The sequence below is a fragment of the Rubidibacter lacunae KORDI 51-2 genome (genome assembly GCF_000473895.1).
Lineage (GTDB): Bacteria > Cyanobacteriota > Cyanobacteriia > Cyanobacteriales > Rubidibacteraceae > Rubidibacter > Rubidibacter lacunae.
In genome coordinates, this window is the sequence record NZ_ASSJ01000049.1 from 106,551 (window position 1) to 119,851 (window position 13,301).

A 13,301-nucleotide genomic window follows, 5' to 3' on the forward strand; every position below is an offset into this window, starting at 1 on the left:
AGACAGTTGGTTGTGTCGATCTCCGTTGCGCTGTCAGGCAAGTGCTTTGGGGTCGGGCACACAGTTCCTGGCAGTTGTCATCCGCTGAGGGCATAGCGAATACTGGGATAGGTCGAGAGACTAAAGGGGCGATGCGTGCCATGCTGCAGGAAAACCAGGTATTGCAAGAGCGTTACCAACTGCGAACCCGACTCGGGCAAACGGGTGCCGGCCGCCAAACCTGGTTGACTGCCGACTTACAGGCTCGCGAGTTGGTGGTGCTCAAGTTGTTGGCATTTGGACCGCATCTGCAGTGGGAAGAACTGCGCTTGTTCGAGCGCGAAGCGGAGGTCCTGCGCGCCCTGGACCACCCGCGCATCCCGTCCTACCGCGATTATTTTGCCCTCGACGCTGAGGTTAGCGGCGGACTGACCTGGTTTGGGTTGGTGCAAAGCTACATACCCGGTGCCTCGCTACAGAACATGCTCGATGCCGGCAAGCACTTCCTACCCTGGCAAGTCAAGCAAATTGCCACGGATGTGCTGCGGATTTTAATTTACTTACACGAACTCTGTCCACCGGTTCTCCATCGCGACATCAAGCCCAGCAACCTGATTTGGGGCGAGGACGATCGCGTCTACCTTGTAGATTTCGGAGCGGTGCAAGCCAAGGCCGCGGTCACCGGGGTCACCTTTACGGTCGTGGGCACGGGCGGCTATGCACCGCTGGAGCAATTCTGGGAACGGGCACTACCTGCATCGGATCTCTACGCGCTCGGTGCAACGCTAATTCATTTGTTGACGGGCGTGCCGCCCATCGACCTGACCGCAAACGGGACGCGGATTCGATTTCGCGATCGCCTCGAAGTGGAGCCGCGCTTCGCGCTCTGGCTGGAGACGGCAACCGAGGTCGAGAATGACAATCGCTATGCTAAAGCTCGCGATGCCCTTGAGGCGCTGCAATCCTGCGCGACGGATTCCCCCCTGACCGCCTCGCACCACGATCCCCTGCCAGCCCCGTCCTACAGCCCGATCGTCTGCCGGCAGACGCGCGACCGTTTGGAGGTGTGCATTCCCTCACCCGGATTGCACAGGTTAATGCGAGTGGGAACTATACCTGGCGGCATAGCTTTGACATTTGTTGCGTGGCTGATGGTGGTGATTTTAATTTATATTCCCGCATCAGTGCCGTTTGCGTCATTTGCCGTACCGTTTACAGTCATATGGGTGTGGGGGTTGTGGAAGCTGCTGGAGTATTTCTGCGAGCGCACGCAGATTGTAGCCGATCGCTCGCGACTGCACCTGCGCCATTTCATACTCCCGATTTTCGCTCGCAAACGCGAGCTAGCACTCGACAGCATCCTAGAGGTAGTTATGCGCCAGCAGGGCGGTACCTTTGATGTCTGTTTGCGATGTCGTGACGGCAATATCGGTCTCGGAGTCGCACTCGACGAAGAAGAAAGTGTCTGGCTGGTGCAGAAAATTCAGGAATGGTTGCGATCGCCTTCCAGTCCCTAGCAGATCGTTCACTACTGATAAAACGATTACGACTAATTCCAGATACGCTGCCAGCATTTTTGGTAATCGCCCTCTGCAGTGAGATCGGTTTGTTGTAGGATCTCTTTCAGATCTAAGCCAGTGAGGTAGGTCAGGTTTTGCATTTTGCGTTCTTGGCGCTCTCGAACTTGCCGACGATTTCCGCTCAATACTTTTGACTTTCTACTCCTGTCGCAGTCGGCTCCAAGACACCGAGATTCGCTTTAATATCTGGTTATCCCCAAGTAAACGTCACAGTTAGTATTTGATGTACCGAGGGCATATGCTAGCTTGAGAGTATAGGCATTTTCGCGTAGTTCTATGCGATCGCTTAAAGACTACACTATCGTGCTGCGCCCTGATGTCAACGGAACTTTCGTTGCTTATGTCCCGGCGATCGCTGGTTGTCAGGAATGGGGGTAGACCTTAGAGGAAGCCCAAGCCGAACTCTCAAACGTATTTAAGATGATTCGAGACGAGTATTTATAGGCTAATCGAGGTTGTCGAAAGATGCTGAGTTAATGGCAATTCATGCCGGCTAAAGCTAGTGAAATCGAACGAGTCGATCGAAAGTTTGGTTTCAAAAAAGTTCGCCAGAAAGGCAGTCACGCGAGATGGCAGCAACTCGATGGAAGAGCGTCGACGGTCCCAATTCATGGCAAGGCTGAAATCGGGAGTTGGCTATTCCAAGAGACTCTGAAGCAGTTGGGTGTTACTGATCAAGAATTTATCCGGCTGCCCTGTACCAAGCGGGTTCGAGGTCGTAGCTTCTCTGCATTGCTTACCGAAGCCGACGAGCACTACTCAGCCATCTCAATCTTCTGCTCCCAAATCAGCTTGCCTTATGGACGTTAGTTTGGCTCTTACCCTTACTTCTCAGCTAAGGTCTGGATTGTTTTAGGGATCGTTCTTTTGGGAGGCATCCTCGTTAGTCCACTCGGTTGCTACATCCAGCTCTCCGCGATCGCAACCTAGTTCCGCTACGGACAAGGGGTCTGGGTAGCCCCACACTCGAGTCACTGGGCGGCAGGGGAGATCTTCGTCGGCGGGGCGATCGCCGCGAGTCATGGCGCGCTCGGTCTCTGCATCGGGCCCCTGCTAGCGTTGGGACGAACGTGCGGCGAATGTTGTCATCCGCTGAGGGCATGGCGAATACTGGGAAAGGTCTAGAGACCAAAGAGGTGATGCGTGCCATGCTGAGGGAAAACCAGGTATTGCAAGAGCGTTACCAACTGCGAACCCGACTCGGGCAAACGGGTGCCGGCCGCCAAACCTGGTTGACTGCCGACCTACAGGCTGGCGAGTTGGTAGTGCTCAAGTTGTTGGCATTTGGACCGCATCTGCAGTGGGAAGAACTACGCTTGTTCGAGCGTGAAGGGGAAGTCCTGCGCGCCCTCGACCACCCGCGCATCCCGTCCTACCTCGATTATTTTGCCCTCGACGCTGAGGTTAGCGGCGGACTGACCTGGTTTGGGTTAGTGCAAAGCTACATTCCCGGTGCTTCCCTGCAGGCTATGCTCGATGCTGGCAAGCGCTTCAAACCGTGGCAAGTCAAGCAAATTGCCACGGATGTACTGCGAATTTTAATTTACTTACACCAACTAAGTCCGCCCGTTCTCCATCGGGACCTCAAGCCCAGCAACCTGATTTGGGGCGATGACGATCGCGTCTACCTCGTAGATTTCGGGGCAGTGCAGGCCCAGGCCGCCGTCACCGGTCTCACCTTTACGGTCGTGGGTACGGGCGGCTATGCACCGCTGGAGCAATTCTGGGGACGGGCATTACCTGCATCGGATCTCTACGCGCTCGGTGCAACGCTGATCCACTTGTTGACGGGCGTGCCGCCCATCGATCTGACCGCAAACGGGACGCGGATTCGGTTTCGCGATCGCCTCGAAGTGGAGCCGAGCTTCGCGCTCTGGCTGGAGACGGTAACCGAGGTCGAGCCCGACAATCGCTATGCGAACGCTCGCGATGCCCTCGCTACGCTGCAGACGGGCGCGACGGATTTGCCCCTGACCGCCTCGCAACGCGATCGCTTGCCAGCACCGCCCTACAGCCGGATTGACTGTCGGCAGACTCGCGATCGTCTCAAGGTTTACATTCCCGCTCCCGGATTGCGCAAGGTGATGCAATTAGGGATTGTCCGCGGCTGCCTGAATTTGGTGTTGGGTGCGTGGCTGCTGATGTTTCTCGCTGGGGTTTCGATTCTTGTTCTGGGGCTGTTTTCACCACTGACCTTACCGCTTGCAGCCGCATGGGTGTTGGGGTTGTGGAAGCTTTTGGAGTATTTCGGCGAGCGCACGCAGATCGTTGCCGATCGCGCACGTCTGAGGCTGCGTCATTTCACCCTGCCGATTTTCGATCGCAAACGCGAGCTCGCATTCGACAGCATCCTCGGTGTAGTTATGCGCCAGCAGGGCAGTGCCTTTGATGTCTACCTGCGATCGCGGGACGGCAACATCAGTCTCGGAGGCGCACTCGGTGAAGAAGAATGTGCCTGGCTGGTGCAGGAAATTCAGGACTGGTTGCGATCGCCTCCCAGTCCCTAGCGGGCCGGTCACTTCTGATATAATCACCCCGACTAATTCCAGACACGCCGCCACCAGGGTGGGGAATCGCTCTCGGTAGGTGTATCAATAAATTCGGGTTGTTGGCGGAGCTCGGGCAAATTCCAGCCAGTGAGTTGCGCCAGGGTTTGCATTTCGCGCAGTTGGCGAGCGCGGAGTTGCCGACGATACTCACGTCCAGCCGCACAGCTGATGTTACCGCGAAAGGGATGGCGGATGACGTAACGTCCCTGGAAGAACTGCTGGTTAGGCGTCGTCTGAAAGCGCAGATCCTCTGGGAAATCATCAAATGTATATCGCACGTGCAGGCGAGTGATGAATAAGTTTGGAACTGTTCCCGGTTCTGCCCAGAAAACACCCGCTGCCCGCAACTCGTCGGGCGTTAACTGGGGAGCCGAGCAGGGATCGCAGTTTGCCATGTTCCAGGCATATTCGCGGAAGGCAACTCGACGGTTTTCGCGCTGATAGGCTAAGTCGAACATCGACGTGTAGAAGTCGCCAAATTTCCCTTGAACGAACTCCGGGATTTCAACATCGCTGGGCACGTTTACCGTGCGGTAGTTCGCCAACTCTACTTGTCCGGTTGGTGACAGTAAATATACAAGCAGATCTTGTGGACCCTTAGCATTGACCGTACCCAAGCGAATCGGCAACATGAACCGCGGCGACTCGAACGCCATTAATAGCGGTCGCAACGATTGAAACTCGCTCTCAGCATATTCTTCGAGGTTGACCTTGGCGACAAAGAATTTTAGATTTTGGCGAATGTACGGCTGCAACAACCGGCTCGCACCCTCCGGGATGTTGTAGTCGTTCGCTCGCAGCCAGTCTTCAAGTCCGTTCGACTCTTTCGCGCTAAGTATGAGAATGTCGTACTCGCCTAATGAAAAGCGTTCTTCGACGGTGACGCCGTAGCGATCGCCCAACTGCCCTTCGGCATCGTTGCTGACATCCGACGGCGCCGCTCTTAAGTTGGAGGGTGAAACTTCGCGTATGACCACTGGGTCGCAAGGATTTGCGTCGAAGTACTCAACAAGGCGAGGGGCACTAAAGCTATCCAAGCGCTGGATAATCTTCGGATCGCCCACGCGGACTTGGTCCTCTTTTAACAACACGGGCACGGGTACGACGAGAGCAAAATCCTGCACGTCGCCCTGATAGTCATTGGCCATCGTCAGGATCGTGCGATCGCCATCCCGCGCGATGATGACTTGCGACGCCTGGTTGTATAGTTCGGCATTCGCCTGCGACACGTAGAAGCCGCAGAATGCCCGAGCGGGCGCGGCAACCAATAGGGCGATCGCGATCGCGAATCCGAGCGCGCGCACAATCCGGATAAAGCGTTTCATGATTCCTTCCAGTTAGCATCCGAGCGATGAGAAAACCGCTGGCAAGAGTCTTGCCGGGGCCGGCGAACGGAGCGATCGCATCTCGAACTACGCTGCCTTGGGTGGTGCGATCGCGTCGGGTGTAGATTCCGAACGCGATCGCCAGTCAATCTGGGCAGGTGCCCTGTATCCCCCTGCAAGCGGGGTCAGCGAGCAGTTCCGAACAGCCGAACGAAGAATTTGCCATTAATTCCAGATGCGCCGCCACCAGGGTTGGGAATCGCCCCCGGCAGTTACATCAATGAGATCGGTTTGTTGCCGGATCTCGGTCGGATCCCAGCCAGTGAGTTGGGCCAGGGTTTGCATTTCACGTTCTTGGCGATCGCGCACTTGCTGCCGATAGTCGCGCCCAGCCGCGCAGCTAGTGTCGCCGCGATAGGGATGGCGAATGATATACCGTCCCTGGAAAAACTGCTGGTTGGGTGTCGATTGAAAACGCAGATCTTCGGGGAAGTCTTCGATCGAATACCGCACGTGCAAGCGCGTGATGAATACGTTCGGAACCATTCCCGGTTCGGCCCAGAAAACACCAGCTGCCTTTAACTCATCCGGCGTTAACTGCGGAGCCGAGCAGGGATCGCAATTAGCCATGTTCCAGGCATATTCGCGGAAGGCAACGCGCTGATTCTCGCGCTGGTAGGTTTTGTCGAACATCGACGTGTAGAAGTCGCCAAATTTCTCTTGGACGAACTCCGGGATCTCGACATCGCTGGGCACGTTAACCGTGCGATAGTTCGCCAGTTCGACCTGTCCGGTTGGTGACAGTAAGTAGACGAGCAGATCTTGCAGACCCTGGGCATTCAAGGTTCCCAGCCGAATCGGCAACATGAAGCGCGGTGACTCAAAGGCCATTTGCAACGGGCGTAAAGATTGAAACTCGCTCGTCGCGTATTCTTCGAGATTGACCTTTGCGACGAAGAACTTCAAGTTTTGGCGAATGTACGGTTGCAACAAGCGGCTTGCGCCTGCGGGAATGTTGTAGTCGTTCGCGCGCAACCAGTCTTCGAGACCGTTCGATTCTTTGGCACTGAGGATGAGAATGTCGTACTCCCCCACCGTGAAGCGCTCTTCAACCGTGACACCATACCGTTTGCGCGCTTGCGCATCAGCTTGTGACATCGTGCGGGCTGCCTCCTCCAGGGCAGGGGACGAAAATGCATAGGGTCGCGGCGGCGCGCAAGGATCTGCATCGAAGTATTCGACCAAACGCGGAGCGCTAAAACTATCCAGACGCTGAATAATCTTCGGGTCGCCGACGCGCACTTGATCTTCTGTCAGCAAAACGGGGACGGGGACGACGAGTGCGAAGTCCTGTACGTCGCCTTGGAAGTCATTGGCCATCGTCAGGATCGTGCGATCGCCATCCCGCGCGATGATGACTTGCGAGGCTTGGTTGTATAGCTCGGCATTTGCTTGCGATACATAGAAACCGCAGAATGCGCGAGCGGGTGCGGCAACCGCTAAGACAATGGCGATCGCGAGCCCGAGCGTGCGAACGATGCGGGTGAAGCGTTCCATGATTCCTTTCGGTGATTATCTGAGCAATGAGTGTTGTTCGGGTCTGACAATGTCAGTTCCGACAGCGGTGCTTGGATCGGAGTTGGGGATGACAGTTGAGACCAGCGGAAGCGCGGTGCCGGCCAGAACTCGTCGAACATCGGCGTCAGCGGCGCGATCGCGAACAGCGCCCAAAACGGTGCCGCTGCCACGAAGAACCAATGCTGGAGCACGTAGGTTAAGCCGGCGATGCTGGCTGCCCAAGCCAGCCGACCGACGCGCGCGTCGGGAATCGAGCGCGGATCGGTCAGCATAAAGAACGCAAATAGCAACAAACTGCCGCTGCCAAGCTGGTGCGTCCAGACGTGCCAGTCGTAGCCGAGCCACTGGGCGCGGGCGAGTTCTAGCCCGGCAAAGGTACCGAGGAACGCGACCGACGTATCCCATCTCCCGACCTTGCCGAGTACGACACCGGCCGCACCAACAAACAACAACCCGTACCACCAATCCGTTCCCCATTGCCCGGGCGAAACCCAAGCATCGGAGGTTAGAAGCAGGGCAACTACGATGCCAAAATTAGCGGGGTTAAAGAAATGTTTGCCGTGGTTGCGGAAGGCAAACTTACTCGCGATCGCCAAGCAAGCTGCCAGGATTGCCGTCGGAACGTGATTGGTTCGCAGCAATAAGCACAACCCCAGCGATGTGATGGCAGCACTGCGCCATGGGAGCGTCATTAGCGCCCCGAGATCGGGTCCGTAGGTACGCGGAAGCGCGCGACACCACGGTAAGAGTACGGCCGCAAGCCACTGGGTGACAAGGCAGCTGATGACAATAACCACTACCAAATCCGGGCGAATAGTCCAATCGCGGTTACCGACACCGAGAAACAAGAACAGGCTCAGAATAACGATCTGAGCGTCGCGGACGTCTTTGAATGGATCTTTAAACACGATACTCTCCTCAGTCCGGAGACTCTCCTAGATTCCGGAGCGATGGCTCTCAGTATGCCTGCCTTAGCAGCGATCGCGCCCGCCGTTGCAAATTGCGTAACGCGATCGTTACCGAGAACGAGAATGAGCTTCTGAACCTGGAAGCAGTTGCCTAATCCATTGGGATGGGAATTGCCAGCAAAGCAAGAGGTGTGCCGGGCACTCGAACATGGCGATAGCCTGCCCCGGGATATAATATTTCTCGTAAAGGGACTTACTGTCACTTTAAGTTTACGTTGTCAAAATTGGTCTTGAATTTATGTTTTCTCCCACTCCAGTTTTGCTTTAGTCCTCGATTCAAGTCATGTTGAAACGGAGTATAGTTCCTTAGAATCGATTCCTGTATTCACCTCAAGAAATCAAAGAACCTTCGCTCCTTTAGCTGCATTGCGCTAGACTCGGATCGGTGCTCCCGTTGCAATTATTGTAGTGCTGTACAGTGATGGAAGTAGTTCTAAAACGTGTCGATACATGTAACTTTGCTCTGAGTACAAATGCGAAAATACATCAAATATGGACTCAATCACGATGGCAAGCAACGATATAAATGTAAAGCTGGTCGGTCGTGACTCTGAGAAGTGTGGGATAGGTCGCGACATCCTCCCAGGTCCAGCCTCAGTCCGTGAGTCCAGCTTATTGTGCTGCGGTGCTTCCCCATCGTCTGTGCCGCCAGACCCAGTTGTAATCGCTGACGATCGATTGCGTCGTCACTTTTGTCTCCTCCCAGATCTTGCCAAACTTCTTCTGTCAGCGGTGCCACCGTTCTGCTTGCTTCTCAAGATGCCATTTGTCCTTCGAAACGCTGTAGGCTCTTCTTCTCGACCAGGAGCTGCTGCTGTGTCCTCAGCACTTGCCCGTACCCACCGCACTCATCGGTACACCAGTACGCACAGTCGGTCTTACCTCCCGGGTTCGCCACCAGCTTCGCCAGAAAAGGTTGTTGTGCTTACCGACCCGCCCACTCACCTTCACTCAGCCACCTTTGGTATGAGTGATTCCAATCCAGCAGTCGCATCGTTCGCAATCATGGGAGCGGCAGCGCTTCTACATTTTTCGATCGAGGACCGCATTTCATCGGCAGCTATCTGCCCGCTGCTCAGTCCCTAACCTCCTGAGAGTAGATGAGTTGCGCCTTCTGGCTGGTAGCGCGGATGAGGCTATCGACAGTGGCGTCAGCGCTCTCACTGCCGCGGCTGATGCCAAGCAAACGGGTGCCCTCAGCGTATGCTTCAGGATGCGTATTCGAACTCGGGCGTCACTTGGAGTCGGCAATATATAGGGTGTCGAAATATTTAGGGCGTCGAAGGTCCTGACAAAAGTATGCTTGCATCAAATGCACTTAAAGCGCTTGCGGCCGTTGTTGATGCATCCTCGTTTTGGGTTTTGGGGCGGTCCAGAGGGGACAGTTGATTGCGACGAGTCTCGATCGTTGTCTTTGCCTTCTCTAAACTGTCCGACACCACCTTGGTTCACGACCCCGCTGACCGCCTTGCACGCGGTGCAAAGATTTTGCGGGAGGCGGCGAGAGCTAGTATCACTGGAAGGCGTCTCAACCCAATCGTTTCGGGCCGCGGCGCAGACGCTGATGAGCGATCGCGGCGTTCCGCTGAGGATCGTCCAGTAGAGATCGGGCCGCGCCCTCTCGAAACCTTGCAGCAGTATCTAGGTTCTGCTGAAAAAGTCCACAGAACGAATTTAGGAGGCAGAGAGCTTATGGAATCAGGCATTTACCATCTAGCCCCAGCTTTTTGCCTCGGATTCGCGTCCCAATTGCAAGGGTTTTGAGGTTCTGGTGCCTATAACCTTGCACTTTTCTGGCAAAGAAAACGCTGAGATCCTTTCATTGCGAACATTCCAGCCTTTTTCAGCAGGACCTATCTAGAGACCGCCCTCAACCTGTTGAGGGCGCAATCTCGGCACACGAACGAAGCTCCAAATCCCCGTCGCTCTAATCGGAAGCAGGCGAACTCCCTACCCTGTCTGGCTTCTACTATCTCTAATACCGATAATTACCCTTATCGGTATTAGAGGTAACCTTTTCAAGCCAACCGATCGCGCTCTGACAGGGTGTTTTGCGGGGTTGCTTACCGAGCTCGGGCAGCCGACTCATTTGTGCCGCAATCCCAGGGTGAATGTCCTGAATCTCGGTTCGTTCAAACCGGCAAATTCCCCAGTCCGCACCTAGCGGTCCGGTGCAGCGGACAAGACCGAGGGGCAACCACACCCGTCGCGCAATACTACAACTCAGATGGGACGACCTCGACGTCAAGCTCCAGTTCCAAAGGAGGGATGGACTCAAATCCCGAAGTCTCCAATGGGGGAACCCAGTGATCCGCATAGACGCTATCGTCAATGGTCAAAGGGTCGTCCTCAAGTCTCAGCTGACTCTCCTGTAATACGCGAATCTCGGACTCAAAGTTCGACCGCCCGCTATCGAAGAAACGCTGGCTGGGAGAAATACCGCGACTGGATTCAGCAGTTGCCTCGCTGCTCCCAGGCGCGGCCGATGCAACTTGCCCGATCGCCGCACTCGGGAACACAAAAACTACAACGAGACTTAGCACGCCGATACCTAGGCATCGCATTGGAGTTCTCATGATTGACCTCCTGCAAGCAGATAGCTACAAGCAATGCAATATGTCTCATACTCCCATTGTAGAAAATTTCTACGCATGCCAATAAAATATCAGAGCCTGGAGAGCGCCTCGCAGCACTTCCCCAGACCTGTCTTTGGGTCCCAATCTCCCTCGTACACTAACGAACTTGGCTGTTCGCGACCGCTGGGTGATTTACCAGCCTATCCGCCACGTGCCGGTGAGTTAGCTCTCGCCAACGTAAAGCTCCGAGCAAGACAGGCGTGCACTGGTGACACCCTCGGATGATGGGTGGCATACACGAAGAACCGCGTGCGGTGGGGCTGCAAACAGGAAACGCTCGCCCGGGAAGACGATGCGCTCCAGCTGCCAGTCGGCAACCCCCTCCCCCGTCAATACGGCAAGACGGTCTGATGCATTGCGGTAGCAGCAAAGTTGCTTAGTATCTGTGGGCAAAGAAGCAGTTGTAACAATCTTCATGTCCGTGCTCAAAATTTTGTTGTGGTATACGCTTGCGTTGCTGGTAGGACGGTTGCACTCATGACAGAGCTAATCACCGTCCTGGAAACAGTATTTACTAAAGGGTAAAACCCCCTCATTTTTACCTAAAGCCGGTCGGATATGGCATCCGCAAACTTGCGGAAAACCCATCCATGACGCTCTTGCAGAGTCAGCAGCCTTAGTCGAAGTCAAGCCCGGACTGAGGTTGAGAGCTTAAAGCGACCTTAACATTCTGCGATCGCCCGCTCATCCACCCTACGGCATACCGCCAGTCTGCCGTTTTGTTTGCTGTGGCTAACCAACCGAGCAACTCGACCAGCAGGGAAGCCTAGACTAGATAACCACCTGGCTATATAGTGATTTAGTTGATTACTTTTCTTCGCTATGTCACTTCTTCCTACGGAGCCAGGTATCTCTGCAGCCCCAGATGCCAACCACCTCCCCGCTACCGAACTGCCCCCTGAAGCTTTGGCAATGATGGCAGACTTTTTCAAGGCACTTTCTGAGACCAGCCGTTTGCAAATTGCGTTCTGTTTGCAAGCTGGTGAGAAGAACGTATCTCAAATAATTGAAATAACATGTCTTGGGCAGGCAAACGTCTCGAAACATCTCAAGAATCTCACTCAGGCTGGGGTTGTTTCCCGCTCTCAGCGCGGCAATAGTGTCTACTACCAAATTGCCAATCCCCTCGTATTTCCCATGTGCGATCTCGTACGCGACTTTCTACTCAGCCAAGTTTCGCAACAAAACCAACAGCTCGAGCGTCTCCGCACCCTTCAACAGTCAGAGTAGTTAACTGATAGGGATCCTGGCTTCATCCTCCATCTACATCGCTGGTCGGCAGTTGCCGGATTCTTAGCGCTCGCTAGCACGCGCTTCAAAATTGGATCCGCGCCGAATTGTTGAGGCAGAAATTCGAATATCCTGGATTCAGAACACCATGCGGATCGGATCTAAGTATTGTTGATATACAATTATTGCGGAATTAGATTGTCAAAATTTAAATGAAAAATCAGAAAGTTGTAGTAATTTTTTTGTCACTCTTTTAAAGTCAATAAAATACAGAAAGAACTTTTAGAGCAATGGAGAAATTAGCGTATTTCTCGCAAATAATGCCATTTAGGCTATTAATTAAGCAATAGTACTCATTAAACTTATGCTATTCGCTCATATAACTGATTAGTTATGTAGGTATTTAGCCGACCTCCGGTGAAAAGCTTTGGTGGGGAGCTCTGGTAGAGTTCAGATGCTAAGGAATGTTTAGAAAGCGGCAGCTGCAGCAACCATGTGGATGCAAATCGCAGTAGCGATCGCCCGCGCGACGGGTACGGTATTTGAGATCGAATCGCGGCGCCCGGTTGGCGGTGGCTCGATCGCTCAGAGTTACGCGATTGCGGGTGGCGATCGCACCTTCTTTTGTAAGTTTCAGCGCGGCGTCGATCCGGATGTGTTTGCGGCCGAAGCACTTGGGCTCAGAGCGATGTTCGACACCCACACGATTCGGGTTCCGGAGCCGATTTGTTGGGGTGCCGCCGAGGGTGCTGCATATTTCGTTATGGAATGGCTGTCATTTGGGCGCGGAGCTAGTGCGGCGGCTTGGGACACAATGGGACGCCAACTTGCCGCCATGCATCGCCGAGGTGCGAGCGATCGCTTCGGATGGGAACGCGACAACACCATTGGTGCGACGCCGCAGGTCAATCCCTGGACCGAATGCTGGGCGGACTTTTTTGCCGAACACCGCATCGGCTATCAACTGCAGCTTGCGCGCCAGCACGGTGGCGACTTCCCCGACCCCGACCGCGCGATCGCGGCCGTGCGGTCGGCGCTCTCCTGGCATCAACCGCAGCCGTCGTTAGTTCACGGCGATCTGTGGAGCGGCAACGCGGCAGTAACGACCGATGGCGAGCCTGCGATCCTCGATCCGGCAACGCATTACGGCGATCGCGAAGTCGACCTCGCCATGACCGAACTCTTCGGTGGCTTTCCAGCAGCGTTCTATCGCGGCTATAACGCAGAGTGGCCGCTCGATCGAGGCTATTGCGAGCGCAAAGATCTCTACAACCTCTATCACTTTCTCAACCATTTCAACCTTTTCGGTGGCAGTTACGGTAGCCAAGCCCGACACGTGCTCGATCGCCTGCTCCAGACCTAGGGCGGGCGCGACCGCCGCGCTCGTTCTACCAGGGAGCGGAAAAAGCCTGCGATATACTGAACGGGCTCAAGATGACGGTAGGCACGTGCAGGC

The 13,301-nt window shown here is 54.9% G+C and carries 12 protein-coding genes; 5 read left to right on the forward strand and 7 right to left on the reverse strand.

Going from position 1 to position 13,301, the window contains the following annotated elements; genetic code table 11:
- Positions 1-131 precede the first annotated feature (131 nt).
- The gene (locus KR51_RS08965; RefSeq protein ID WP_022606985.1) at positions 132-1,496 is read left to right on the forward strand and encodes a serine/threonine protein kinase; all 1,365 of its coding nucleotides are present in this window, start codon (positions 132-134) and stop codon (positions 1,494-1,496) included.
- 32 nt (positions 1,497-1,528) lie between these two features.
- Here the strand turns inward: KR51_RS08965 and KR51_RS19595 are convergent, their stop codons facing one another.
- Complete coding sequence (locus KR51_RS19595) at positions 1,529-1,684, reverse strand: hypothetical protein (RefSeq protein ID WP_156915051.1); 156 nt, start codon at positions 1,682-1,684, stop codon at positions 1,529-1,531.
- A gap of 361 nt (positions 1,685-2,045) precedes the next feature.
- On the opposite strand from KR51_RS19595, the gene KR51_RS18720 reads away from it, so the two are divergent.
- Entirely contained in the window at positions 2,046-2,369 is a 324-nt protein-coding gene (locus tag KR51_RS18720; protein ID WP_022606986.1) for a type II toxin-antitoxin system HicA family toxin, read from the forward strand.
- A gap of 42 nt (positions 2,370-2,411) precedes the next feature.
- Here the strand turns inward: KR51_RS18720 and KR51_RS19600 are convergent, their stop codons facing one another.
- Positions 2,412-2,582, reverse strand: coding sequence for a hypothetical protein (locus tag KR51_RS19600; RefSeq protein ID WP_156915052.1), 171 nt, complete (start codon positions 2,580-2,582; stop codon positions 2,412-2,414).
- 56 nt (positions 2,583-2,638) lie between these two features.
- Between KR51_RS19600 and KR51_RS08975 the strand changes: the two genes are divergently transcribed.
- The gene (locus KR51_RS08975; RefSeq protein WP_198016739.1) at positions 2,639-4,066 is read left to right on the forward strand and encodes a serine/threonine protein kinase; all 1,428 of its coding nucleotides are present in this window, start codon (positions 2,639-2,641) and stop codon (positions 4,064-4,066) included.
- 32 nt (positions 4,067-4,098) lie between these two features.
- On the opposite strand, the gene KR51_RS08980 is transcribed toward KR51_RS08975, so the two are convergent.
- From KR51_RS08980 to KR51_RS21265, 5 genes are all read right to left on the reverse strand, one after another.
- The gene (locus tag KR51_RS08980; RefSeq protein ID WP_022606988.1) at positions 4,099-5,433 is read right to left on the reverse strand and encodes a DUF2330 domain-containing protein; all 1,335 of its coding nucleotides are present in this window, start codon (positions 5,431-5,433) and stop codon (positions 4,099-4,101) included.
- A 225-nt stretch (positions 5,434-5,658) separates the two neighbouring features.
- Positions 5,659-6,990: a DUF2330 domain-containing protein gene (locus tag KR51_RS08985; protein ID WP_022606989.1), complete on the reverse strand. Its 1,332-nt coding sequence runs from the start codon at positions 6,988-6,990 to the stop codon at positions 5,659-5,661.
- Positions 6,933-7,919: an RnfABCDGE type electron transport complex subunit D gene (locus KR51_RS08990; RefSeq protein ID WP_022606990.1), complete on the reverse strand. Its 987-nt coding sequence runs from the start codon at positions 7,917-7,919 to the stop codon at positions 6,933-6,935. The genes KR51_RS08985 and KR51_RS08990 overlap by 58 nt, the downstream gene beginning before the upstream one ends.
- Before the next feature lie 2,276 nt (positions 7,920-10,195).
- Positions 10,196-10,555, reverse strand: a complete 360-nt coding sequence (locus KR51_RS08995) for a hypothetical protein (protein WP_022606992.1) — start codon at positions 10,553-10,555, stop codon at positions 10,196-10,198.
- Positions 10,556-10,777: 222 nt separating this feature from the next.
- Positions 10,778-11,032: a DUF1830 domain-containing protein gene (locus tag KR51_RS21265; RefSeq protein ID WP_022606993.1), complete on the reverse strand. Its 255-nt coding sequence runs from the start codon at positions 11,030-11,032 to the stop codon at positions 10,778-10,780.
- A 495-nt stretch (positions 11,033-11,527) separates the two neighbouring features.
- Between KR51_RS21265 and KR51_RS09005 the strand changes: the two genes are divergently transcribed.
- Entirely contained in the window at positions 11,528-11,845 is a 318-nt protein-coding gene (locus KR51_RS09005) for an ArsR/SmtB family transcription factor (RefSeq protein WP_232214579.1), read from the forward strand.
- Positions 11,846-12,338: 493 nt separating this feature from the next.
- Positions 12,339-13,208, forward strand: a complete 870-nt coding sequence (locus KR51_RS09010) for a fructosamine kinase family protein (RefSeq protein ID WP_022606995.1) — start codon at positions 12,339-12,341, stop codon at positions 13,206-13,208.
- Positions 13,209-13,301: the final 93 nt, after the last annotated feature.